Source organism: Candidatus Venteria ishoeyi, from assembly GCF_030378065.1.
GTDB lineage: Bacteria > Pseudomonadota > Gammaproteobacteria > Beggiatoales > Beggiatoaceae > Venteria > Venteria ishoeyi.
The window spans coordinates 1-25,026 of record NZ_JAUCGJ010000006.1 but is presented as its reverse complement, the minus strand read 5'-3'; the positions used below and the strand labels follow the sequence as shown (position 1 = coordinate 25,026).

At 45.6% G+C, this 25,026-nt stretch carries 22 protein-coding genes and 1 other RNA gene; 11 read left to right on the top strand and 12 right to left on the bottom strand.

Annotated elements, in window-relative coordinates; genetic code table 11:
- Positions 1–35: 35 nt before the first annotated feature.
- On the bottom strand, positions 36–2,690 hold the full coding sequence (locus QUF61_RS02965; RefSeq protein WP_289680377.1) for an EAL domain-containing protein: 2,655 nt from the start codon (positions 2,688–2,690) through the stop codon (positions 36–38).
- Positions 2,674–3,447 carry a DUF928 domain-containing protein gene (locus QUF61_RS02960; protein ID WP_103918686.1) on the bottom strand — a complete coding sequence of 258 codons (774 nt, stop codon included), beginning with the start codon at positions 3,445–3,447 and terminating at the stop codon, positions 2,674–2,676. The genes QUF61_RS02965 and QUF61_RS02960 overlap by 17 nt, the downstream gene beginning before the upstream one ends.
- Before the next feature lie 205 nt (positions 3,448–3,652).
- Between QUF61_RS02960 and QUF61_RS02955 the strand changes: the two genes are divergently transcribed.
- Positions 3,653–4,822 carry a cupin domain-containing protein gene (locus QUF61_RS02955; RefSeq protein ID WP_103918685.1) on the top strand — a complete coding sequence of 390 codons (1,170 nt, stop codon included), beginning with the start codon at positions 3,653–3,655 and terminating at the stop codon, positions 4,820–4,822.
- On the opposite strand, the gene QUF61_RS02950 is transcribed toward QUF61_RS02955, so the two are convergent.
- A complete protein-coding gene (locus QUF61_RS02950) occupies positions 4,814–5,188 on the bottom strand; it encodes an outer membrane protein assembly factor BamE (protein WP_177428163.1) in 375 nt (124 codons plus the stop codon). The genes QUF61_RS02955 and QUF61_RS02950 overlap by 9 nt on opposite strands.
- 145 nt (positions 5,189–5,333) lie before the next feature.
- On the opposite strand from QUF61_RS02950, the gene fur reads away from it, so the two are divergent.
- Positions 5,334–5,771 (top strand): ferric iron uptake transcriptional regulator, encoded by a 438-nt coding sequence (gene fur, locus QUF61_RS02945; protein WP_103918683.1) that lies wholly within the window; start codon positions 5,334–5,336, stop codon positions 5,769–5,771.
- Positions 5,768–7,132 carry an EH signature domain-containing protein gene (locus tag QUF61_RS02940; RefSeq protein WP_289680374.1) on the top strand — a complete coding sequence of 455 codons (1,365 nt, stop codon included), beginning with the start codon at positions 5,768–5,770 and terminating at the stop codon, positions 7,130–7,132. The genes fur and QUF61_RS02940 overlap by 4 nt, the downstream gene beginning before the upstream one ends.
- 63 nt (positions 7,133–7,195) lie before the next feature.
- Here the strand turns inward: QUF61_RS02940 and QUF61_RS02935 are convergent, their stop codons facing one another.
- The 4 genes from QUF61_RS02935 to QUF61_RS02920 all read right to left on the bottom strand — a co-directional run bounded on the left by QUF61_RS02935 (position 7,196) and on the right by QUF61_RS02920 (position 10,235).
- Entirely contained in the window at positions 7,196–7,522 is a 327-nt protein-coding gene (locus QUF61_RS02935; RefSeq protein ID WP_289680373.1) for a c-type cytochrome, read from the bottom strand.
- A gap of 150 nt (positions 7,523–7,672) precedes the next feature.
- Positions 7,673–9,238 carry an AAA family ATPase gene (locus QUF61_RS02930; protein WP_103918681.1) on the bottom strand — a complete coding sequence of 522 codons (1,566 nt, stop codon included), beginning with the start codon at positions 9,236–9,238 and terminating at the stop codon, positions 7,673–7,675.
- Positions 9,239–9,479: 241 nt separating this feature from the next.
- Positions 9,480–10,001: a molybdopterin-guanine dinucleotide biosynthesis protein B gene (gene mobB / locus QUF61_RS02925; RefSeq protein ID WP_103918680.1), complete on the bottom strand. Its 522-nt coding sequence runs from the start codon at positions 9,999–10,001 to the stop codon at positions 9,480–9,482.
- A gap of 15 nt (positions 10,002–10,016) precedes the next feature.
- Positions 10,017–10,235 (bottom strand): hypothetical protein, encoded by a 219-nt coding sequence (locus tag QUF61_RS02920; protein WP_289680370.1) that lies wholly within the window; start codon positions 10,233–10,235, stop codon positions 10,017–10,019.
- 515 nt (positions 10,236–10,750) lie between these two features.
- On the opposite strand from QUF61_RS02920, the gene QUF61_RS02915 reads away from it, so the two are divergent.
- The 4 genes from QUF61_RS02915 to QUF61_RS02900 all read left to right on the top strand — a co-directional run bounded on the left by QUF61_RS02915 (position 10,751) and on the right by QUF61_RS02900 (position 17,472).
- Positions 10,751–11,026: a hypothetical protein gene (locus QUF61_RS02915; RefSeq protein WP_289680368.1), complete on the top strand. Its 276-nt coding sequence runs from the start codon at positions 10,751–10,753 to the stop codon at positions 11,024–11,026.
- On the top strand, positions 11,023–11,955 hold the full coding sequence (locus QUF61_RS02910) for a hypothetical protein (protein ID WP_289680366.1): 933 nt from the start codon (positions 11,023–11,025) through the stop codon (positions 11,953–11,955). Before QUF61_RS02915 ends, QUF61_RS02910 begins: the two co-directional genes overlap by 4 nt.
- Before the next feature lie 345 nt (positions 11,956–12,300).
- Positions 12,301–16,083, top strand: coding sequence for a CHAT domain-containing protein (locus QUF61_RS02905; RefSeq protein WP_289680365.1), 3,783 nt, complete (start codon positions 12,301–12,303; stop codon positions 16,081–16,083).
- Positions 16,084–16,200: 117 nt separating this feature from the next.
- Complete coding sequence (locus tag QUF61_RS02900; protein ID WP_289680363.1) at positions 16,201–17,472, top strand: DUF438 domain-containing protein; 1,272 nt, start codon at positions 16,201–16,203, stop codon at positions 17,470–17,472.
- 157 nt (positions 17,473–17,629) lie between these two features.
- Here the strand turns inward: QUF61_RS02900 and QUF61_RS02895 are convergent, their stop codons facing one another.
- The 4 genes from QUF61_RS02895 to QUF61_RS02880 form a co-directional block, all read right to left on the bottom strand.
- Positions 17,630–18,358 carry an SCO family protein gene (locus QUF61_RS02895; RefSeq protein ID WP_289680362.1) on the bottom strand — a complete coding sequence of 243 codons (729 nt, stop codon included), beginning with the start codon at positions 18,356–18,358 and terminating at the stop codon, positions 17,630–17,632.
- Positions 18,342–18,812: a copper chaperone PCu(A)C gene (locus QUF61_RS02890; protein WP_103918674.1), complete on the bottom strand. Its 471-nt coding sequence runs from the start codon at positions 18,810–18,812 to the stop codon at positions 18,342–18,344. Before QUF61_RS02890 ends, QUF61_RS02895 begins: the two co-directional genes overlap by 17 nt.
- Before the next feature lie 21 nt (positions 18,813–18,833).
- Positions 18,834–19,248, bottom strand: an RNA gene (gene rnpB, locus QUF61_RS02885) — RNase P RNA component class A.
- 96 nt (positions 19,249–19,344) lie between these two features.
- The gene (locus QUF61_RS02880; RefSeq protein ID WP_103918673.1) at positions 19,345–19,962 is read right to left on the bottom strand and encodes a lytic transglycosylase domain-containing protein; all 618 of its coding nucleotides are present in this window, start codon (positions 19,960–19,962) and stop codon (positions 19,345–19,347) included.
- A 240-nt stretch (positions 19,963–20,202) separates the two neighbouring features.
- Here QUF61_RS02880 and QUF61_RS02875 point away from each other — a divergent pair, with 240 nt between their 5' ends.
- Complete coding sequence (locus QUF61_RS02875; RefSeq protein ID WP_289680360.1) at positions 20,203–21,870, top strand: coiled-coil domain-containing protein; 1,668 nt, start codon at positions 20,203–20,205, stop codon at positions 21,868–21,870.
- Positions 21,871–22,215: 345 nt separating this feature from the next.
- Here QUF61_RS02875 and QUF61_RS02870 read toward each other — a convergent pair whose 3' ends face one another.
- Complete coding sequence (locus tag QUF61_RS02870; protein ID WP_289680359.1) at positions 22,216–22,782, bottom strand: 1-acyl-sn-glycerol-3-phosphate acyltransferase; 567 nt, start codon at positions 22,780–22,782, stop codon at positions 22,216–22,218.
- A 19-nt stretch (positions 22,783–22,801) separates the two neighbouring features.
- Between QUF61_RS02870 and hemH the strand changes: the two genes are divergently transcribed.
- The 3 genes from hemH to gspI are packed head-to-tail and all read left to right on the top strand — an operon-like array spanning position 22,802 to position 24,899.
- On the top strand, positions 22,802–23,932 hold the full coding sequence (hemH, locus tag QUF61_RS02865; protein ID WP_289680358.1) for a ferrochelatase: 1,131 nt from the start codon (positions 22,802–22,804) through the stop codon (positions 23,930–23,932).
- Positions 23,923–24,516, top strand: coding sequence for a type II secretion system minor pseudopilin GspH (gspH, locus tag QUF61_RS02860; RefSeq protein WP_289680357.1), 594 nt, complete (start codon positions 23,923–23,925; stop codon positions 24,514–24,516). Before hemH ends, gspH begins: the two co-directional genes overlap by 10 nt.
- Positions 24,510–24,899 (top strand): type II secretion system minor pseudopilin GspI, encoded by a 390-nt coding sequence (gspI, locus tag QUF61_RS02855; protein WP_289680356.1) that lies wholly within the window; start codon positions 24,510–24,512, stop codon positions 24,897–24,899. The genes gspH and gspI overlap by 7 nt, the downstream gene beginning before the upstream one ends.
- The last annotated feature ends 127 nt before the right edge of the window (positions 24,900–25,026 follow it).

Below are 25,026 nucleotides of genomic sequence, written 5' to 3'. Positions count from 1 at the left end.
CATTATTGTTGTAGAGATGTAGCACTGCTACGTCTCTACGGGGAGAATATGGGATTACTGGCCAGTAGCGCTTCGGCCTCTTCAACGGGCAAGGGTTTGGCAAATAAATAGCCCTGACCGTATTCACAGCCCAGGCTGCGCAGGTGTTTAAATTGCTCAGGTTCTTCAATGCCTTCAGCAGTCACATCCATTTTCAGATCATGGGCTAAAGAGGTAATGGTACGCACAATCGTGCGATCCTGGCTGCTTAAGGTCATATTGGTAATAAAGGCCTTGTCAATTTTCAAGGTATTGGTTGGAAACTGCGTTAAGTAAGCCAATGAGGAGTAACCTGTACCAAAATCATCAATACTGAGTTGAATATCCAGTGCTTTAAGCCTTTCCAATGCCGCTTCTGTGGTTGATAAATCCTTCATCATCATACTTTCTGTAATTTCCAGTTTCAGGCTGTGTGGTGCCAGTCCACTATTTTCCAGGGCGCGGGTGACACGTTCTGTCAGATCGGTTTGCTCAAACTGCTTACCGGAAAGATTGACGCTTAAAATGAGATCCTCATATTCAGGATATTGATCTTTCCAGCGTTGTGCCTGCCGACACGCTTCAATTAAAACCCATTCTCCAATGGAGACAATTAAACCGGTTTCTTCAGCAATGGCAATAAATTTAATTGGCGAGACCAGTCCCTTGTCCGGGTGACGCCAGCGTACCAAGGCTTCAAAACCTGCAATCTTACCTGTTTTCAGTGATACCACAGGTTGATAATACACCGGGAAATCAACCACCGTGCCCTGTGTGAAACCAAACCCTACCTGGTAACGCCTGACTGAACGGCGTAAATCACTTTCGACCTGAAAATGTTCAATTTCATCCATGCCGGTGGCATCTTCAAAAATTTCCGGTGTATTTTTAGCCAGGGCTTTAGCGCGATTCATCGCCGCGTGGGCATCACGTAATAAAGCGCGATCTGTTTCTCCATGATAAAGGGCAATACCAATATTGGTGTAGGTGAAAATATCCTGGGTCTGCACCTGAAAAGGTTGCATAATATGATGTTGAATTTTCTTGGCAAACGCCAGTGTATTTTCACTGTTTAACGGGCGGTGCAATAGCAGCGCAAACTCAGTACCACCCACTCGCGCCAGATAACTGCGTACCTGTGGATTTTTTTGATTAAACAAATGATTTTGTGTACACAGACGCTCAGCAAAAGCCTGTAACAGACGATCTCCGGTTTCCGGGCCTAAAACTGCATTAATCACTTTAAAGCGCTCTAAATCCAGCAACAGCACTGCTAATTCAATTTGTTTGCCGGATGTTTTCTTGCGGAGCCAGGAAAAAATGGGGCCATATTGCGCTTTGCGCAATTGTTGGCTAAACAGCGTCCGATTAGGTAAACCGGTTAAGTTATCATACAGCGCAAGATAGGCGCGGCGAATGGTAATTACCGAGATCAGCGCCAAAGAAAAGGCCAGGAAGGCACTTGCGACAGGCAGCCAGATGCCTTGTATAAAAAAGCCTAAGCCAATCAGTAACAGCAAACCACCAGCAATACTGAAAAAGATAAATTGGCGTATTAACTGTTTAATAAACCAACCCAGTAATACACCGGACAATAGCCATAAAACTATCCATAAGGCTTCGGCCCATTCCGGCAAAAAATCAAAAATTGCCTGATAGCGCAATGGCCAGTTGCCACGTTGTTGCGGCGTATCCAGTGCGCCGGTTAATAATTGACTGATTGCATGTGCGTGTATCATCACGCCAGGCACCATGCCATCAGTCGTTTGCCCGGTAAAAGGGGTGAAGTACATGTCTTTTTCACTGGGCGCAGTAGTGCCGATAAGTACGATTTTATCTTTGACCCATTCAGCTTTTAATTTACCATCTAAGACATCACTTAAACTGACTTCGCGGGCAATGGCACCTTTTGAGCGATAACTCAGCAGCGTTTGATAACCGGCATTATTATCAAATGTTCGGTAGCCCCCTGCATTTTGTGTCAATTTGACAACGGTGAGATCGCCTAGCTTAAATTCCTCTGGGTTTTTAGGGTTATTTTTCATGACGACACCCTGTTGCCAGAGATAATACATCGTCAAGCGCAAGGCTAGAGAATACTGGGTTTTGCCATAATCGCTCAAGTATAATAAATTACGTCGCAACACCCTGTCAGAGTCGAGTACCAGATCACTAAAGCCAAAATGAGAACTGTCCACCCCTTTTGGTGGCGGTACATGGGTATTTTCTTTCCCAACCTTAAACACAGAATAGACATTGGAGGCTTGTAACTGCTCAAGCAGCGCAGCTTGTCCAGGTGGGTGTGGCACATCACGGTAAATATCCAAACCAATGGCTGTGGGTTTGTGAGCTGCAATAATTTTTAATGTTTGCGCGACCACTGCATCAGAGAGTGGCCAACTATTGTGTTTTTGAATATCAGCTTCGCTGATGGAAATGATTAATAAACGGGGATCAGGAGCTAAGGCAGGACGCTGACGCATCATCCAATCATACATTTTGAGCTCTATGGATTGAAACCAGCCAAGCTGATTCCCTCCCAGTAACAAAAAGACCAAAACAAAGCTTGCGACAGTGACAGAAATGCCTCGAAAATGTTCGGAGCGAAATAAAAAATGATGAATTTTTATAAACAGGTGAGAAGAAAATATTTTTTTAATAGATTTTTGCATCGTATTTTTCAAAGGCAGGTGCCATCCTGTCGTAATTCGCTAACCGCTTAAGCCCAACCTGAGTTAATAAGGCGGCGCGCTGTTGATAAAACTTTGACTTATCCGGGTATTTTTCAATCATGCTTCCCAATACATTGATTGCATCATACCAAAGTCCAGCCTTTGCGTAGATAAAAGCCTGTTGTGACAATTGTGTGACATCCAGGCTTTGGCGTAACGTGAAATCCGGTTGTATTCGGACAATATCAGCCATTGCGCTGATGTTCTGGGAATGGTTATGAGTATCTAACAATACTTCAATGCCCCATGTGTATTCAATATCCGGTTCCAGCGTGACGCCATGTTGCACAAGATCCAGCTTATGGATGCCAGCGTGTGGTTTTTCGATATAGAAATCAAGCAAAGGCGGATCACCCCGCATGTCCTGTTCCATATTACTTAAAGTGATATTTATTTGCTCATTTAATGGTACTGTCAGCACCCAATATAGGGTGGGCTGAGCATGTATGGTGCGGCCCATATGATCGGGTGTTGCTAATACTGCAAGAAACATTTCTGCAATCACATCATCATGTCCCCTTGTTGCACCACCAACTGTTTGCTTAGGTTTCCCCAGCACCACCGGTGGCGTATAAACAGGTTGGTCACTGATTTTAACCATGTCGGCAACAACAGGGTAAGGTGTGAGTGTTATCAGCAAGGCAGCAAAAAGCGTACCTGCTATTAAATTTAGAGCATGTGGGCATCGGGTCTTCATGGGTTGCTCCTAGGCACCACTTAGCGAAACAAGCCGTTTTGCCAAGGACTTGCTTCGCTAATCAGGTGCGCATTATGTTATCAGTCTGGATTCGGCCTTTAACTTTATCATCGCATATTTAATTTTACCTTTATACTAGTAAAGTTATCATATTTCCAGCAATTGAAAAGCTAAAATTATAGTTTATTTTATAAATGAGAGTTACATGGAAAAAACTAACCTTTTTGACAGTCAAAATGAGACGCCAGCATGGTTTTTACGCCAATATTGGCAGAAAAAACCTTTAATCATACGTCAGGCTTTTCCTGCTTATCAAAGTCCGCTGACACCTGACGAATTAGCTGGCCTGGCTTGTGATGAGACAGTAGAGTCACGTTTAATTATTGAAAAAGACGCAAAAACACCCTGGCAGGTGTCTCATGGCCCGTTTACAGAAGACGATTTTGCGCAGTTACCAACAAGCCATTGGAGCTTGTTAGTTCAAGGCGTGGACAGGTTGGTGCCGGAAGCAGCAGATTTATTGGATGCGTTTCAATTTATTCCAAACTGGAGAATTGATGATCTCATGGTGAGTTTTTCACCGCCACAAGGCAGTGTTGGCGCGCATACGGACAGCTATGATGTTTTTTTATTGCAGGTTGAAGGGCGGCGGCGCTGGTCAATACAAATCGATCCCGATCCTGAATTGGTGCCTGATTTAGATATTAAATTATTAAAACAATTCACCCCGCAACAATCCTGGGTGATGGAACCTGGTGATTTATTGTATTTACCACCTGGCGTTGCGCATCACGGCGTGACACTGGAAAATAGTTTAACATTTTCCATCGGTTTTCTTGCGCCTTCAAAAAGCCAATTAATTGATCAATATGTCGAAGAACGCTTGTTTCACCTGGCAGATGAAGCGCAACGTTATTCGGATCCTGATCTAAAATTACAGGAACACGCTGGAGAAATCAGCGGCGACAGCCTGCAAAAAATTCAGGCGATCATTCGTGAACTGTCAGAAAATGAACAACATATCAATCACTGGTTTGGGCGCTATACCAGTGAAAGCAGTGATGCCTTGCCTTTAGAAGAAATCACGCCACCTTTGTCGGCAACAGCATGGCAACAGGCATTTCAGGCCGCCGATAACCTGCGGCGGCAAGGACGCGCCTTTTTTATTGCCGAAGACGCAGCCTATCGGCTTTTTGTTGAAGGTCAGATGTTTTCTTTATCTGTACAACAAAGCGAGTTTGCCAAATTATTTACCGGACAGCGCGATTTTCATTATGCAGAATTAGCAGGCTATTTAAGCGATCCTGAATTATTAAGCCTGCTAACCACATTAAGCAACCAAGGCTATTGTTATTTCTTTGACCCACTACAATAAAGGTGGCTGCCCCTGAGGCTCGGTAAGCGGCGCGGATTTTGGTTGTTTGAGATCAACTTGCATATCCCCTTCCACGCGCACTAAAACTTCCTGCTCAAAAAACAGGCTGATGTGGCGCTTGCTTGCTGCATCATGACCGGGTTTAAAACTATAAAAATAATCCCAACGTTGTGGGTGGAACATATCTTTTAACAAAGGCGTTCCCATAATAAAGCGTACCTTTTGTTTAGACATGCCCAGTTCCAGACGGTTAACCATGTCTTGGGTAATCAGGTTGCCTTGTTGTATATCCAGTTGATAAATACAGCCATTGAGTAATAACAGCGAAGCAAATAAGAAAACAGCCAGAAAACGCTTTGCTAACATGTACAATATTATCCATTTCTGTTGGAGACACTGCTGTAAGATAAAACGCTGGTAAGGCGCTGGTTTATACCAGCAGCGTATCGGAAAATTTAAAAAAGTGGAGAAATGATACCACTTTGAAAATTGAAAATATAAGGATATTTTCATGGAAAGTAATGATTTAAAGCGCGCAGGATTAAAAACAACCTTGCCGCGTATGCGTATATTACAATTATTAGAACATAATGAGCAGCGTCATATGAGCGCTGAAGATGTCTATAAAGCCTTATTAGACAGTGGTGATGACATTGGTCTGGCAACCGTTTACCGGGTATTGACGCAATTTGAAACCGCCGGGTTGGTGCATCGCCATCACTTTGAAAGTGGCTTGTCAGTCTTTGAGTTAAATCAGGGAACCCATCATGATCATCTGGTGTGCATGAAGTGTGGAAAAATTTTTGAGTTTTCTGATGAGGTGATAGAGCAAAAACAACAGGAAATCGCAAGCAAGTTAGGGTTTGATATAAGCGACCACTGCCTGTACCTTTACGGTATGTGTAATCGTAAAAACTGTGAGCATAACCCCGATAAAACCCGCGGATGAAGTTACGCGCAACCTTAACAGACTGTCAGCAGTTCGCACAGACACTGGCGCACAGGCAAATTGCCAAGCCCGGTATCTGCACGCAAATACAAGAACAAACCGGTTTTGTACAATGGGCAAATATTCCGCCCATTCCTCCCGACGCGCAAGAATTACACAAAATTTATCAGCGTTTCGGTCATGCCCTCGCCACCAATAACTGGGTGCATATTCGCTGGTATGATTGGCGGCGCGCGCCCTGGATTTTATGGTATGGTCAAAAAATGCACATGCTCGCCATACAAACGGATTTTTTACCGTTATTGTGGCGCCAGATTTCCGGTAATTCACCTGCGCTTAAACGCTTGATTTATATTTATTTGCAAGAATTCTCCTTGCATAAACCCAACATTGAGCAAGTGGCGCAGTTTATTAAAAGCAACCTTGCGCAATTAGATAAGACATCAGTTTTGTATCGCTGGCAACAGCAGCAACAGCAATATCATTTGTTTGAACCCAGGCAAGGCATTGTTCGTTTAGCCCAAGCTTGCCTATTAAAAGAATCTGTATCCGTGTTAGTTGCGGCAGGTTTATCGGGTTCGTTGCAAAATGGCGGTTATGCGCGCTCAGCTTATCGACATGCGTTAAAGATGTTGGAGCAAGGTTTAAGGCAACAACCTGATGATACCTTAGCGGCATTATCTCACCTGTTGGAATGGAGTTTACAAGGACGGCAATTACGTTACCCGCAAGAGTGTTCGCTGTTATTACAGTGTTTATTATCACCCTGGCAACAGCGGCACCAAGCACCGGCATTATTACGTTATTATATTGAAGTTTTTATTCTGCGTTATATCGGTCATCCGGCACTTGCCAGACAATATTGGCAGGAAATTCGACCACCGGCACTTAAGGTTTTTCAAGGCTGGTTTGTGGAAAGCCAGTTGCAGGTATTTTATACTTTACTGGAAAATAATCACAACGATCCCCGCTGGCGTTATCGACAAAACTTCTGGCAGGACTGGCTGCAACGCGGACATATTGACGAAAGCTGGTTGGTTATTCATCCCTTATTAGGCGATGAAATATGTAGCCGTCAGCATAATAAAAAATTGCCAGGATTAAACCTGACGGCGCAACTTGAAGAGACTCATGTCTTGGAGAATAATGAGATACAAGGCGTGTTATTATTACGCATTAAAAATTATCTGCTTGCTGACTTTATTGGTGGTCATCAGATTTTAATTTGGCGTAATAAAAATCCGTATGCACCTAATTTATATCAAAAAACATATAAGCTGGAAACACTTCAGCAACACGCTGAAACAGTATCTTTAAGTCACCAGAACTGGCAACATGAATTGAATCAGAAAATAGTATAAAGATTATACTATTGCAATTTAATTATAGAGATGCCTGACAAGGCATCTCTATAAGTCTGAAACTTATTTCGCCAGACCTGAAAGCCACTCAGCAATTGCAGCGGTTTCTTCATCGCTTACACTCGCCATAATCGCTTTCATTGCCGCAGACTGACCATTGTTGCGTGCGCCACTTTTAATGTCTTTCATTTGTGCCGTAGCATAGTCTTTATTTTGCCCAGCCAATTTTGGATAAACTGGCATAATCGGGGTTTTTGCATCCATGCCGTGACAAGCCATACAGCCTTTTGCCATATATAAGGCTTTACCGTCAGCGGCTGTTGCATTTGAACTGATGCCAGCAACGAGTAATGCGGCAGGCAAAATTTTCAGCATATTTTTTACTTTCATAGACAACTTCCTTATGTTGTGAGAAATAAAAATAGAACATCTCAGTCTCATTGGATGCTACTCTTTGTAAGCAGCTTTTTAAAACCCAGTGTGACAGCCCTATAGTTTAACCAATAAAATAAAATTTATGATACTTTATTTGAAAAAAACTTACATACCAAATAAAATCATATGCTTATTATCCTCTATGATCTCTTCTCTGTACACCCGGTTTTGATGGGAAACATCAAATAATAAAAGATAAGCCCGGTTTAACTGGTGCTGTTTAAGCTGTTCTCTAAGCTGTATCAGGCCCTCTTCCCGCGCATATTGATCCCGACTTAATTTCATGCAAAATAAATGGGTTTGACCGACAAACTCTACATGCATTGAGCAATAGCCAACACCCATTGCGGTATGCCAGTTAAATTCTGCCTGCTCTCCCAGCGTGCGTAATAAAAAAGCAAATAACAGCAAATAACAACCCGCTTGTTGAAAGGGGCACTGACTCAGCCACTGCGTCCCATGACGATAATAAAATTGTTGAAAAGCAGTGAGTAATTGATCAGGATCCAGATTTCCATCACGCACAAACTGCATACTTTCGGTCAATGCTGGTGGCAGCACCCATTGAAATGGCTCAGACATTGAAATAATAAAAGCATATTGGTAAATAGGCGTTGAAAAAGTAATCGGCGTATGGCGGGTGACGATGCCAAAACTATAGGCATAATTGAGTGCATCCCGAAAATGGTTAAAATCAGGAATCCCCCCTGTTAATATCGCTTCAATAATCAGTTTAAACTTAGGCTCTTTTAATTTTTTAAATAAATTCTCCAGATGAATAGCATTATGTTGCAACAGCTCAATTTTAGCCTGTTTAACCATGTTCAAATCAATTTCATGATACAAAGGTGGATCAGCAGAATTAACCCGGCTTAGCTCAACTAAAATATTAGCCAGCGCATTAATTAACCAGGGTTGGCCATTCGTTAACTGGTATAGATGGTATTGTATGTCTTCATTGAATACCTGCCCGGTCTCTTCACTGTGCTGTTCCAGTAAAAGGCCGACTTGGTTCAGATTAAACCATTTTATTCTTAATGATTTGCTGCAAATGTTAAAAGGTGTTTCAACACCTGGCAGCATTTCCTCCTGTTCTGAAGGTGAAATATGTGCTTCTGTAAACTGGTATTCCTGAATATCCCGTAAGCCAACCAGCACAATTGAATGCGGAAATTTTTTAGGGCGCGCTTCAAAACCGGTGCGTAATTGACGCAAGAAGGGTAATAATAAATGTGTACCCAAGCTATCAATTTCATCAAAAAATAACACCAATGGCTTACGGTTTGTTTTTGCCCAACGACTCAGATAATCTTGTAAGGTCGTAAAAGAATGCGCAGGATCATCGGGTTCAGGGGGATGTTCGGGGCGATGTAGATACAACTTTGCCTGATGATAAATCGCATTAGCAATCCGGTGCATTGCCGCAGCCTCGTCAGGGCAGTCTGCCGCAACCTGTACATCAATAGTCAGCGCGGTATAAGTAGCCTCACGATTGAGCATTCCCATCAGCGCATAAAGACAAGTGGTTTTACCACTTTGACGTGGGCCGTAAATTGCAAAATATTGTTGGCTGTCAATTAAAGACTGTGTTTCGGGTAAACGTGATAAGGGATTAATCAGATAATGAATATCATCACGGCAAGGACCTGCGGTATTAAAGCGTTTTCTCATCTTTTTGAATAAAGTCTATATTGACATTGTTGTCTGACAGGCAGATACCGACAAGCATAAGGAACGAGGATTTTATAATTCCCGAAACCAAGCTGGCCTTTTTCTCCATTTTCTGCGTTATGCCTGTTTGGACTTAGGCAGTTACATAGCTTGCTATGCGCCTGTTTTCATGCCTTGAAAATGAACAAAAATCCTGCGCCCGGTTTCGGTTCTTATTTCATCCTCGTTCCTAAGTAGGTCATCAAGAGGACTTCACAAAATCCTGAATAAATAGCCCAATTTCTGCAACCTGATCCAAATCCAATACCGGAACCTTGGGTTCAGGGTTTAATGGCGCATTACAAGCAACTGCGATAACTTGTTCATCATCCGGGTATAAACGAGGCTGGCCTAATTCGGGGCGGTGCAGTTCAATTTTAGGAATAGCAGCGTGTTTCATGCCTTCCACCAGTACCAAATCCAGATCAAATGCCTGTAAGTGTTTAAGTAAATTATCCAGATCCGGCTCCTGTTGCTCCGGGGTTTCCTCCATTAAGGCCCAGCGTTTACCGGAAGCCAGGATGACCGGATGCGCACCTGCTTCTCTGGCGCGATAGGTATCTTTACCGGGTTTATCCATGTCTACGCCGTGATGGGTGTGTTTAATCAGCGCAACCTTTAAGCCCTGCTGCCGCAGCCAGGGTATCAATTGGGTTAATAAGGTGGTTTTTCCGGTACCGCTGAATGCGGCAATACCTAAGATGGGACGTTGTTTGTTTTTCATTATGTGCTTATGTGGTTAAGATTTGTTGGGTGAGTCATTTACTAGTATACCAGCAAGCTTGTTTTGAAGGTCTTTTAAGCAAAGACCTGTTAAAGATGCCGCAATTGCTTCATGTGTGTTTCTTAGGAGTGAGAATTTTATAACTTCAGCAACTTGGCTGGTCTTTTTTTCCATTTCCTGCGTTATGAAAACCGTGACATAAGCTGCTTGTGCGCCTGTTTTGGCCTTGGTCATCAATCCGTCAGGTAATGATATTTTTGCTGGCAAGGCTGTTTAAAAAATCAGGTAACTCACTCCCCAATAAACTGCTAAGTTTTTAGATAAGAAAACAAATGCTTAGCAGAGGAAGTGAGCCATGACGGACAGTATAACGGAAAATACCAAACAACATTGGGATAGAGCGCGTATAGTCTAGGAGGCTGTCTGAGAACTCGGTTTTTTAAAAAACTGGATTTCTAAGTCATTGATAAATAATAAGTTAATTTTGGATAAATCACTGATTTTGCTATTCTCGGACAGCCTTCTAGCTTGCCAGATACAGGAAGTAGCAGAAGCTTCCAAGGTCTGTATTTCCAATGCAAATGCCGGGAACGAGGTAATTACTTGGTAATTTACATGGCTGTCTGGTAATTTGGTCTGGTAATTTGGTGCTGAATAGCGTGCGTAATGGATAAACGGTATTTTATGCCGCTTAAATAAATACACGCTATTATCAACAGAAAAACTTTTAATAAAGAGGCATTTATCTTATGACTGATTTACGTGAAACGCTGAAATTACTACAAACCCTGGACAGCAAGCATCCCGACGATGATGAAAAACTGCTGCTGGCTTTACGCGAACAACTGAAGCCGGATGATCCGCTGTATCAGGCGCTGCTGCAACGTGCCAAGGTTGGCGCGACCCGTAAAGGCCTGGAGCGTGGTATTACGCGCGGTGGCGGGTTGCACGGTTTCGGGCCACATGGCACGGGTGGTGGCCTGAATGACAAATATAACGATGATAACGGTGAGAACGAAACATGAAAATGCCATTTGCGTTTAACCTGAAACTGGTATTTCGTCTGCTGTTGCCGGGTTTTGTGTTTGCGCTGGCTTTGTATCCGCTGCTGCACAGCCTGCTCAACAGCCTCGGCGTAACGCTTGCCCCGGAAACCCTGTTGACGCTCTCCAGCGTATTCTGCGGCTGGCTGCTGGTCGTGCTGGATATGCAGATTTATATGGGTTTTGAAGGGCGGCGTTACTGGCCTGCCCCGGTGCATAATCTGTTTATCAAACGGGAGCAAGGGCGTTTACAGCATTTATTGGCTGCGCTGGACAAGCCGGAAACAGCAGCGGAAGCCTCGGTGGAACTGCGGCGTTTCCCCACAGATGGCAAGGGCGAATTTTATGCTGCCGCCCCCACCCGCATAGGCAATCTGATTACCGCCTATGAAGAATACCCCAAGCGCTGTTACGGCATGGATAGCATATTTTACTGGTATAGGCTGTGGCTGCTGCTGGATAATGATTTACGCGAAGAGCTTGATAACCAGCAGGCGCTGGCGGACAGCACCTTATACACCGCCGTGGCGCTGAAAATCTGCGGGCTTGCGGCGCTGGCCTACGCCTTGATGCAAATGCTGAGTCCCGGCAGTTACACTTATTTGCCGGATGGCCCGGTATTGCTGGCACTGGCTGGTGCGTCCTGGCTTGCCGCTTATTTGCTGTATCGCCTGTCTCTGCATCTCCACGCGGTTTATGGCGAGATTTTCAAATCCCTGTTTGACAGCCACCGGGGTTTGTTAGATCCCCAGGTGGGTGCGGCGTTGGCGGAAGTGGCGGCGCGGGAGAATATCAACGACCTGGCACAGCGTCCGCAAGCGGAAAAATACCAGATTGCCTGGCGTTATTTGCATAATAACCGGTTTAAGGATGCAGCGGGGCAGGTGCGTACTATCAAGCCTGCGGCTTGATAAAATATTGATTAACGCTCATTCCCAACGTCTTTATCTCATCCTTATACACAAGTTACGCAGACATATTTTCCGCAAAACCAGCCCCAACGGGGCGTAACATACCGGCCCCAACAGGGCGTAACATACCGGCCCCAAAAGGGCGTAACATACCAGCCCAGGGCGACACCCTGGGTTTGTAATATGATGATACCAGAGCCCTGAAAGGGCGATACATCAATGATGCATCCTCTGATGTATCGCCCTTTCAGGGCTCTAATTCAACCAAATAACCTACCTGGGGCGCTGCCCCAGGCTGGTATGTTTATCCCTTTCAGGGCTAAAATGTCTCATGGAACCCGTGTTATGAATGACAAACAGTTACTCGAACAAATCCCCGTAGCCGTTAAATACCCGGCAGACACCAGCCTGGAAGACTGGCTGGAGAGCGTACAAAACTTTGCCGGGGAATTGCTACAGAGCATCGCCACCACACCAGAACCTGAAAGCGCGGAACAAAAGGTTTTATTGCTGTTTCTGTATAGGCTGGCAGGAGATGTAGCCGAAGATAATTTCCAGAATATAGACAGTGCCTTAGACCTGTATAAAAGCGGCAGGCAACAGGCAACAGCTTTTCTGGCGGCGGGAGAAACCAGCGCCGGGGTGCGTGAGCAAACGCTGAAATTGTTTGTTAATACCGGAATCACACTGGGGCAACTGGGACGGACAGCGGAGAAACTGGAGACTTACCGGGACGGTCTGAAGCAGGCAACAGCTTTTCTGGCAGCGGGAGAAACCAGCGCCGGGGTGCGTGAGCAAACGCTGAAATTGTTTGTTAATGCCGGATTGACACTGGGGCAACTGGGACGGACAGCGGAGAAACTGGAGACTTACCGGGACGGTCTGAAGCAGGCAACAGCTTTTCTGGCGGCGGGAGAAACCAGCGCCAAGGTGCGTGAGCAAACGCTGGGATTGTTTTTTAATGCTGGATTCACACTGGGGCAACTGGGACGGACAGCGCAGGCACTGGAGACTTACCGGGACGGTCTGGCGCAGGCAAAAACTTTTCTGGCAGCGGGAGAAACCAGCGCCGGGGTGCGTGAGCAAATGCTGAAATTGTTTATTGGTGCCGGATTCACACTGGGGCAACTGGGACGGACAGCGCAGGCACTGGAGACTTACCGGGACGGTCTGGCGCAGGCAAAAACTTTTCTGGCAGCGGGAGAAACCAGCGCCGGGGTGCATGAACAAGTATTAAAACTGTTAGAACACGACACAGGCACATTACACAACACCGGACTTTATGCCGCAGCCACGGCAAAATTACCCGAACTGGGTCTGTGGTCCTGGGCCTTGGCGGGACAAATTTCCGCTGATGACTGGCCTATTTTACAAAAAAACTGGCACATACACCTTGAAACCACCCCCAACCCCGCCCACTTTAGTTTCTCCCTGCAATCCTCCCTGCAAAAACGGCTGTTATCCTGGCATGATCCACAAAAAAACGGCTTACATTTTAAGTTTTTACCGGTTTCCAAATTACTACGCCTGAGCCGGGCCTTGTATGTCTTATCCCAGGGGCAGGCGCAAGCGACTTTGCGCGGCGTGTATGCAAACCTGGAAAAAACCTTAAACCACCCTGATTTACACCAGCTTGAACTGTTATCACAACAACAGCAAAAGATTTCAGAACAGATTACAAGGCTACAACAGGTCTATCCCAATTTAAGCGGCAAGCGCTGGTCTTGTCTCTCCCACCCGCTGGCCTGCTGGTCTTTAACTCAGGGCTTAAACCAGCAAGTACAGATAACCCGCAAACAGCAGGTTTTGCTGGAAAACTGGCAAAACAGCCGCGAAACCCGTAGCGCAAGCAGCGCTTTAAGCGACTGGCTGATGCGGCATATCATGGAAAACCTGGACTTGCCCGTGGCGGGTATTGGCAACCTGCCGGGGGTGATGCTGGGTCTGTGCCTGGTCGGTGATTGCCGTTTGCGCCACATTGAAGCACCGGAATGTTTACAGGACTGGCAGCAAAACCCGCCCTGGACCGATGCAACCCGGCTGCAAGCCTTATTTACCGCCGCAGGCTGGTGGGAGGTGACGGAAGACCCGGAAAATCCGCATCCGATATTAAACTTATGGATCCGCACCCTGCCGGAACTGGAAGTGGATTCTTTATTAGACGATGAATCTCAACCGAATTTACAGCAGGCCATCAGTGCCTTAAAAAATGGAGAAGAACAGCATGTCAGCGCGGATTTGGCGCTGGCCTGGGAAAATCTGTTAAAACAGGCAAAGCCGCTGGCCCGTATACTCACTGCGCTCAGTCATAAGGATTATCAGTCTTTATTATTTGACTCGGCAGAACCTGAACCCTGGTTGAAAGATTATCAGTCTTTATTATTTGAGCCTGCAAAACCCAAACCCTGCTTGCAGGAACATGAATTTCAGGCATTGCTGGCGCTGGTGCAAGGTAAAACCAAAAAACTGATACAACAGGCGAGCCATGATTTTCTCCAACAAGTGGGGGATGCCCACAGCCCCGCCGGACTGAATGCCCGTTTTGAGCGTTTACTGGCCCTGTTGTCGCCGCCTCATGCCGGGGCTTTGGAAGGCGCAATACAGGGCTGGACTCAAACTGTAATCAGTCAGCAGTGTGGTGAAACCGATACTGCCGCGCTGTGGCAAACGCTGGAACACAGCCGCGCTGGTTTGCACGGCCTGCATGTGAAATTGCCGCCAGACTGGGCGGAAACCACCGGCACAGCCTTGTGGGGTAGCTTAAAACACAGTTTTTCTTATATTGAAAGCGCACAGCAACAGGGGATTTCTCTGGGAGACCGGATGTGGCCGCCGCTGGATGTGTGGCTGCAACAAGTGGAAAAATATCTGCCGCCGCTGCCGGACATCAGCGCCTGCCAAAAACATTTACAACAACAGGGAGAAGTCCTGGCGCAGCCATTTTTTGATTCCGGTTCACAACAACTTAAAGTGTTATGGCTGGATGGGCAGGGTTTAAGCCTGCGCGAATTGCCGGAAATCTGCGCGGCGCAGCAAGGCTGGGATGATTTGTGTAAACTCTGGGCGGACAACTGGGCCAGCGCAGACAAGGACAAAACAGACCATAGCAACGAGGATAATCCAGCTTTGCAGGAACAATGCTGGGACGAAGTCATGGACAGCCCGCAGGTAACGGGGTTTGCCAAAGCACTGGCAAGCTGGCTGGCAGTGGCGCAGGCTGAACATCTGCGGGTGATTCTGCCTGCGCCGCTGGGACAGTTAGCCTGGGAAGCCCTGCTGCCGCTGGAAAACAAAATGCTACGCAGTGTCAGCCTCAGTCATTGGTGGCAGCAACAGCAGGCAAAACGGCAGACAACAGCAAAACAAGACAGGCAGCAGGATTGGGTGTTGAGTACCGGGCATTTACATGAGGCAAAGGAAATGCGTTTAAGCTGCGCCCTGCCCGAAGCCCTGTGGGTGGCAAAACAGTGGCAAAGCACGGCGGAATTGCCGCAACAGGCTTTGCCTGCCGCTACATTTCTGCGGCAACTGAGGCGCAGCCGATGGGTACATATTACCGCGCACGGGGCTTATACACCTGAGCATCCGGCGGACAGCGGTCTGAGTTTAGGCAGTGGCAAGCAAGGCCATCAGTGGATACCGATGTGGGCTTGCGCGGCTTTGTCCTTATCCGGCGTGGAATTACTGATTTTATCCGCCTGTGAAAGTAATCTTTATGGGCAGCAGAGCCAGGGTTTATCCGCACCAGCAGGCTTAGGGCCGGGATTTGCCGCTGCCGGGGTACAGGCCGTGCTGGGCACGCTATGGTCGATTACGGATTTAACCGGGCTGGTGTTTGCTTATGGCTGGTTGCAGTTAAAACAACAGCAGCCGGATTGGTCTTTATCCCGTATTACCTACGCCGCGCAACAGTGGATGCGGCAAATGAGCAAGGCAGAATTCAAAGTGTTGCTGGAGGATTTGGCTTCCTGTGAGCAGAAAACCAATGATCTGCCTGCGGACGTTGCAGAGCCTATTGAACGTATTCAACGCTGTTGTCTCAAGGCTGACGACCACTTGTTGCAAACAGGAGATAAACCACCTTTTGCCCATCCATTGTATTGGGCGGGGTTTCATGTGATTAATTAGGATAAGCTTGTTCGGTATCAGGATTGACTTATATCAGGTCATTAAGCCTTATAAGGTAGTAGTATATCATACTAAAATACTCAGTCTTTATATTACCAACGCCTGGAGGGGGTTGTTTTGAGCGAATTCCTTATTGAATCACATCGTGATGCACTTCAAGAAATTATACAATTATTGTGTCATGGTGAGAGTGCCACTGATTTAATCGCAAAATTTAGCAGTGATTGTGACAGTGTCAGCCAGGATGATCTGGCTTTGGTGTTTAAGCAATTAGATGCTGAAGGTATTGATTTTCGTGAGAGTAAGCCGGTCATTGATTTTTTTCATCATGTGGTTGAAGAAAAAATAGCTGCCGATCAACTTAAGCAGTTTCCTGCCGGACATCCGTTACGTGTCTATATGGAAGAGAATATTCTGCTGCGTTCCTGGATTAAACAAATCTGGCAGTTTAATCCGCTTGAGGATCTGGATAATTTTAAGCTCTATTTTAATAAAATCTGTAAGGTAGAGTTACATTATCAACGTAAAGAAAATCAGTTATTTCCTTGCCTGGAAAAACATGGTTGGGATTCTCCAAGCAAAAACATGTGGGCATTTCATGATGACAACCGCGCATTAATAAAAACAGTACGTCAGGCGCTTGATGCGGGGAATGCGCAATCAGCTGAACAAAGTGCAGCAAATTTGTTTAATGAGCTAGAGCGTATGATGCAGGTTGAAGAGCAGCGTTTATTGCCAGGGGCATTAGAGTTGCTGGATGAAGAGGATTGGCTGGATATGCGCACGGGGGATGAGGAAATCGGCTGGATGCTGGAACAGACACCACCCCCCTTTCCGGTTTTGGTTGAAGAAGAAGCCGCGCCTGCACCAGAACCCGAAGTGGTTAAACCAACGGTGAATCATGATGCTCAGGAAAATAGCGGGGACTATGTGCATCCTTCGCAGGTGAAACCCAAGAAAAAACTGCCTTTTGATACTGCGGGTATGTTTCATTTTGATGAAGGCTATATGACACCTGAGCAGGTGAATCTGATTTTTACAACCCTGCCCTTAGATATTACTTATGTCGATGAAAATGATAAGGTATTATTTTATAACCGTGGTCAGGAGCGCCTGTTTCCACGTAGCGCCGGTATTATTGGGCGTGCAGTGCATCTGTGCCATCCTCCAAAATCAGTGGATACGGTACTGCGTATTGTCGAGGAATTTAAAAAAGGCACGCGAGATGTTGCCGATTTTCGGATTAATGTGAAAGGGCGTTTTGTCATGATTCGTTATTTTGCCGTGCGTGATAAACAACGTAACTACCGTGGCGTTGTGGAAATGTCGCAGGATATTACCGATATACAAACCCTGGAAGGGGAGCAGCGTTTGCTGGACTGGAATTAAGCTGGACTGTCCTGTGATAAACAGGGGGATTCAGTGATGCTTTTGACCTGGAATAGGGTGTTTAAGTTGCTGTTATACGATTTTGAAGATTAATTTGCCGGGAGCGCCGTCTTTCAGACGGCAAACCGCGCATTGCGCGGTTATAGCGCCATAGCCGTTATTTGGAGTGGATTAAGCGCAGCAAGTCAGATAACCACACATCTTCTTCATGTGGACTGGGGAAAACTGCGTGTAATTTACCCTTGGGATTAATCACATAAAGCCATGCGGAATGATTAATCAAATAGGTTTTGGCTTTATCTGCGGGTAAGGGTTCATCATTTTCCAGCGTTACCAGTCTGCTGCCTTCATAATAAACCCGTTCATATAACACTTCAAAATAGTGCGCCAGGGCATCAATAGCACTTTGCTCACCCGTTATGCCGACAAAATCAGGATGATAATACGCCGTATATTTTTTCAGTGATGCAGGCTTGTCTCGTTTGCTGTCCAGGGAGATAAATACCACTTCCGGCAGGGACGCTGCTTTCTGCTGCGTCATGGTTTCCAGCAAGGTATTTAAGCGGTATAGCTCAGTCGGGCAAACATCCGGGCAATGGGTGTAGCCAAAAAACAGCAGCGACCAGTGTCCCATTAAGCGTTGATTGTCAAATACCTGATTATTGTGATCCCGCAAGGAGAATGCAGGCAGAGGCGTATAATCGGCTCCAATGAGTACCGCAGACGCCAGTTCATCTTGTAACTTTTCTTGCGCATCCGCTTGTTTTGGCGATGCGCTTGTTTTTGCCGCTGGTTTGGTTTCCTTGTTATTATCCGCGTAAGCCGTCGCAGCCAAGAATAAAGTTACCAAGACAATAACAGTGCGGATTTTATTGATCATGCGCATGTTTCATATTACCTTTATGTTGCATTTTTCCTGACTTGACCACGGCTATAACATCAAGCTGCGTGCCATTGTCAAAAGACAACTTTAGGCTGACAGACTCAGCAACAGCAGGTACTTTCTGTGGTTGAATCAGCATAATATGCCAGCTACCGGGTTTTAGTTGCAGTTCAGTTTTTGCCGGTATCGGGATAAAGTTTTGTTTTACCATTTTCATCATGCCATCAGCGGCAATGGTGCGGTGCAGTTCCACCTGAGCATAGCCTTTGACATCTGCGGACAATAATTTAAGGTCATTATTGCTGGTATTTTGGAGGGTCATAAATGCGGCTAACGCGGGAGCATTAGGGGGCGCTGAACGCACCCAGGCGTTTTCCACATTGAGGTCTGCGGCGCTGACCTGGCAGGATAAAAACCAGGTGAATAAAATCATCAACAAAGGTTGAGTATTTTTCATAATAAATCTCTCTAATGTAAAAAAGGAAATGGATCTGTAAGCCGGGTTCTGTCTATCCGGCAAGCCGGACGAGGCAATCATTCATCTGGGATTAGCGTCACCACTGATCTCTAGCAACCTACCCGAAAACGATGCGGATCACATCTGCCGCATTAACAAACATCAGCCTGTTAATGTGGCTGTTTTCCTATTTGGTCTTGCTCCAGGTGGGGTTTACCTTGCCACTTTTGTTGCCAAAAGCGCGGTGCGCTCTTACCGCACCTTTTCACCCTTACCCAGTGACAGCGATGCAAACATCGCTATCAGCAGGCGGTATATTCTCTGTGGCACTGGCCGTCAGTCTATAACTGCCCAGGCGTTACCTGGCACCCTATCCTGTGGAGCCCGGACTTTCCTCGATATATCTAAAATATACCGCGATTGCCCGATCCATTTCCCGAGCGTATTGTGTGCTGTTTGTCAAAAACTTGCAAGGTTTTGTTTAACTTTGGTGAGGATATTGACTAAGTTGATGTTTAACATCAAATTCAAATTAGGAATTAATAAGTTTTAACGGTGTCTGGAGGATATAAGATTGGCTAAGGAGCCATTGTCGCATAGGCTCGGTTTTAAACATTTTGACTTTTAATACCGATTCCCAGTCGGGATTTTTATTGGCCCAGAATTTTTCCCGCCACTGCTTTTGAATTTTTCGCGCATAGGCTTTGGTAACACGAATATTTGGACAACGCCCCAGACGCGCCACCAATGAAGGGCCTGCATTATAGGCGCATAAGGCCATCTCTACGCTGTTAAAGCGTTTAATCTGGGAGGCAAAATATTTTGCACCACACTCCAGATTTTTAGCCGGTTCGTATAATTCCCGCCGATTGAGCTTGCACAACGCTTTAGCTGTTGCTGGCATCACCTGGGTCAAACCAATCGCACCCATTGAAGAAACCACCTTAGGACGCCAGGAAGATTCCTGAAAAATCAAAGCGCGAAATAAATCTGGATGAATATCATGTTTTAGCGCAATTTTATCTGCCAGCAATTTGATAGCGTGCATCTTTTGCGCTTTAGCTGTGCGCTTATTATCTGAGGCCAATACACTGGTATCTATAAATAGCAATAAAATAGTAAATATCAGCTTACGGCGAACAATTGTCATCAGTTTCTATCCTTGGGTTTTAATATTATTGAAACATTATATTCTAATATACATAGATTAATCAATATTAATACTTTTTTATATTAGAAAGTAATGATATACTAAGTTTTATATTTTTCAGGGATGAAAATTAAATATACCCGGCAAGGATGCCGGGTTTTTTTTGCTTAAAACCTCTTCAGGTTTTATTGTGAAATGACATTACAGGATGTAAAAACTGGCAATGGAATGAGATTTATCATGAAAGAGATATTCACTGATGCGACTGCGGCGCATATGGATTTATTTTTACAGGCAGCACTGCTATATAGCATCTTATTTTGTCTGTTAGCCATTTTGTATTGGAGCTTATGGCCGGGTTTCCGGTTTAAGCAGTGGCTTGGCGATCTGAAATCACTCTTAAACCAGATTGAACCCGGTTTATTGCGTAATCAGCCTGATTTTAAGGCATTAGACCAAAGTTTCTCAAAATATCCCTTGTTACAACCACTGTGGCAGCGTTATCAAACGCGGTGGTTGTTTTTAAAGCATCAATCGCCAGCACATTATGTCAGCCCGGAATCTGCCGCGCTATTTTTTAATACCGGGGCTTTACTTAATATCTATTCCACTAAAAAACGCAGCATTCCACAGACGGCAAAAATGTTTAGCAGTCTGGGCTTAGTTTCCGGCTTATTCATCTGGGGTGGGGCCTTGTGGTTTTTTGCTGATTTTTTTCCAGAAAAAATGTCATTTAATGAAGCGCTTATCATATTGGCACCTTTGTTATGGATGCCAATGATGGCTGGTTTAATCGCAAGTGCCTGGTGGCTGTTGCAGTTTTATTTTGTCAAACGCCATTTATCTCAGTTTTTACAAGCCTTAAGCCTGCGTCTGGATCAACGTATTCCGGTTGCTGATAGTGCCTTGCGATTGTCTGAAACGCTGGCAAATACCCTGGATAACAGTCTCAGTCAACATCTGGTGAGCATGGGTTTATTTGCCAATGCCTTAAAAGAAGGTCTGCAAGAGGAATTTTCCAGTCAACAGGAAAAATTCAGCACATTTGTTAATACCAGCGTTCAACAAAACCAGGCTGAATTAGAAAAACTAACAATACTTCAGCAGCAGCAGTTTGCCAAATTGCTAACCGAGTTCAAAAAGACTGTCACTGAGAGACAAACTGAAAGCCCACAAGCGCAAGTTGTACAGGAATCTCTGGATGCTGCCAGTAAATCCATACATGACTTTGTACAAATGCTGGGCTATCTGAATAAAATCATACCTGAGGCGATGGATAATTCAGCGCAACAACTGGAAGTTCGTTTTCAGCAAATTGCCAGCGACTGGCAAGCACAGTTATTAACGCCCACTGCCTCTTTAGCACAAGCAGGCACAGAATTAAGTCAAAAAATTCATGAGGCTGGCACGGATTTAAGTGGGCAATTTGAAAAAATACAGCAAGGTTTGCAACACAGTCTGCAACAAATACAGGATGTGAGTGAAACATTAAGCGCTAGCGGTGGACAGATTACGCAAATGACGCCCACAATAGAGCAGCATTTAAGTCATCTGGAGCAGAGTCTGCCTATGCTGCAAGCGCCTTTGCAGTCCTCGCAGGCGCTATTACAAAACTTGCAGCCCATTATGCAAAATTTGGAAAGTTTCAGCGAAACCCAGCAAAACAGTTTGCAACAATTTGCAACAGGGGTGCAAAGTTTTCAGTCGCTGTTTGACAGGCAACAGAAATATGTCAGTGGTATTACTGAAAACATGGTTGAAACCACTAAAAATCTGACTTATGTTGCCAGTGAATTACAACATCGCACCGATCAGGTGCAACAGGCCATTTTGGAAAGTACGGAAAATATTCAGCGGCTGGAGCGTATGTTAGCGCCTAAGCAGGAGTCGGAAACTGAATATGCCTAGTACAGTAACTGGTAAAAACAAATAATAACTTCAGGACTGGCAGTCCTTAAAGGACTGCCAGTCCTACGCTCAAAGTTATTATGTGAACTTAGTGTTCGCTGTACTAGTAAAAATAATTATTGCATGAGAAGAGATTTAATTACTTGACACACGACTTTGAAGCTTAGCTTTGAATGGAACTGCCGGAGCAAAAACCTGTCAGGTCTATGGAACGCCCGATTTCATAGGGTTTTGCTGCTTAACCTTCAAAGTCATGTTACAGATGCAGACCCGTGTACATCATACCTGCCTGCACAGGTATGACATTAAGAAAATATTTTTGTCGATTTTTAAACTGGACAGGGTTTATAAGGCCTGATACTGCTCAGGATATTTCGGCGTAATCGTATTACAAAAGTCCAGAATTTTGCGCATATCCTGTTGCATATCCTCACTGGCAAAAAATATCGGCCCCATGCCCACTTCTTTTCTGGCATAATCCAGATAGGCAACAACAATCGGCACATGCGCCTGACGCGCAATGTGATAAAATCCGGTGTGCCAACGTGATACCCGACTGCGACTGCCTTCCGGTGTCACCAATAACATCAATGGCTGTTGCTTGTCGCTAAATAATTCAATCATTTTTTTTGTCATGCCACTGCGTTTTTTTGTGTGGTCTGTCTTGCGTTCAATCGGCAATGCACCCAATGATAGGAATAATTTACGCAATGGAAAGCGCACCCATTCCTGTTTGATTGCAAAACGGATATTCAATTCCAGTAAATCACAAGCCCCCATGCCATAAATAAAATCCCAGTTACTGGTATGCGGGGCGACAACGATAATTGCCTGCTTGATTTCCGGCGGCAAGGGGTTTTTAATTTTCCAACCGGCAGATTGAAGCCATAAACGACAAATTTTTTTTAACATCAATAAATAAGCTCTTGTCATGACTGATTTTATATACCCCAAATATATTCACGCCAACGCGCCCACCACCGGTATTTTGTTATGTAATCTTGGCAGTCCCGAAGCACCGACTGCCAAAGCCGTGCGCCGCTATCTCGCTGAATTTTTATCCGATCCCCGTATCGTGGAAATGCCGCGCTGGTTATGGAAACTGGTTTTACATGGCATTATTTTACGTACCCGTCCAAGGCGGGTGGCTAAAAATTATCAGAAAATCTGGACACCGACCGGCTCTCCCTTGTTGAATATCAGCCGTCGCCAGTTAGCATTATTACAGCAACAACTGGCACCCACAGAGACAAGCACGCTAAAATTTGCATTGGGCATGTCGTATGGAAAACCGGCCTTATCCGATGCGCTGGAATCTTTACGCGCAGCCAATGCCCAACGTATTATTGTGCTGCCTTTATATCCGCAATACGCATCAGCCACCACGGGTGCGACCTGGGATGGCATCACCCAGGTATTAAAAAGCTGGCGCTGGATACCGGAATTACATTTTATTTCACATTACCACGATCACCCGCTGTATATCCAGGCGCTGGTGGATGCTATTAAGGACTACTGGGCGCAGCACGGACGACCGGATAAATTATTATTTTCATTTCATGGTATTCCTAAAGAGACCATGCTGGCGGGTGATCCGTATTTTTGTGAATCTCAGAAAACAGCCAGATTGGTTGCCGAGCAGCTTGCACAGCAGCTTGAGCAGCAAGTGGCCTGGCAGTTGGACTGGAGCGTTACTTTTCAATCTCGCTTCGGGCCTAAGGAATGGTTACAGCCTTATACTGACCACACGCTACAGGCGCTGGGTAAGGCCGGTTGCAAGCGGGTGGATGTCATTTGCCCCGGCTTTGCGGCGGATTGTCTGGAAACTCTGGAAGAGATTAATGAAGAAAACCGGGGGTATTTTTTACAAGCTGGTGGCGAAGCGTTCCATTATATTCCGGCACTGAATGACAATCCCTCGCATATCAAAGCATTAGCCGCTGTTTTATCGCCTTATTTAAATGCGTCCCCAAGTCTGCAACAGGCACAAATTACGGCTGAAGCAAGCGCGCAACGTGCGCAAGCACTCGCCGCAGGACAAGGTGACTCCGTATGTTATTAAGACAACGGCAAGTGGCGGGGTTCACGCTGCTGGAAGTGTTGGTGGTCATGGTGCTTATTGGCGTGATTCTGGGCCTCGCTGCCTTATCCACCAATTTGGGCGGACATCAAAAAATATTAGAAACTGAAGCAAAACGCCTGCAACAACTCCTGCAATTAGCAACAGAGGAAGCGATACTGAATAGCCGTACGCTTGGCGTACAATTTAAAACCAACGGTTATCGTTTTTTAAGGTTGGAAGATCAAACCTGGCAGGCAGTGGATGGCACAACAAGCACTGGTGACAATGTTGGGAACATCAAACAAGTGTTTCGCCCACGTCAATTACCCGAAGGTTTTGAACTGCAAATTGAAATTGAAGGGGTTTATACGGAATTAGATAGCTATACACAAACTGGCGTGGATGAAATGCCAATGGATGAAGGGGGAAATCTGCCGCAGATTCTCTTATTACCCGATGGCGAAACCACCCCTTTTATTTGTATATTACAGACAGTGGATCAGCAACAGAATGACAGCTATCGCCTGGAACTGGGGCAATATGGTCACCCCCGTATTGAACATCGCAATAAAACACAATGGTGATATATAAGGCATTGTCTGGTAAAGGCTTTACCCTGCTGGAAGTGTTGGTGGCTTTGGCAATTTTGAGCATCACGCTGGCAGCCGTTATCAAAAGCACGGGCACTCAGGCAGAAACCCTGTCCTATTTACGCGCTAAAACCCTGGCGCAATGGGTGGCGGTGAACCATATGACGGAATTACGTCTACAACGGGCATGGCTGGGAAGTGGTGAGCATGAAGGTGAAACTGAAATGGGCTACCAGCGTTGGTATTGGTCTATGACTGTTTCAACAACCTCCGACCCGGCAATGCGCAAACTGGAAATGCGGGTTTATGCCGATGAGGATAAACAAAATAGCGTTGTTCAACTTATTGGTTTTCTGGGAAAACCCGGTACAAAGTAAACTAAACAACCACCCGCTAAAAGACGGGTGGGTTAGAGCATTTGGCGGCTGAAAGCCGAGATACAGGGCGGACAAGCCCTGTTGTTTAGCCCCAACGGGGCGCATTAATATAGCCAAGGGCAACGCC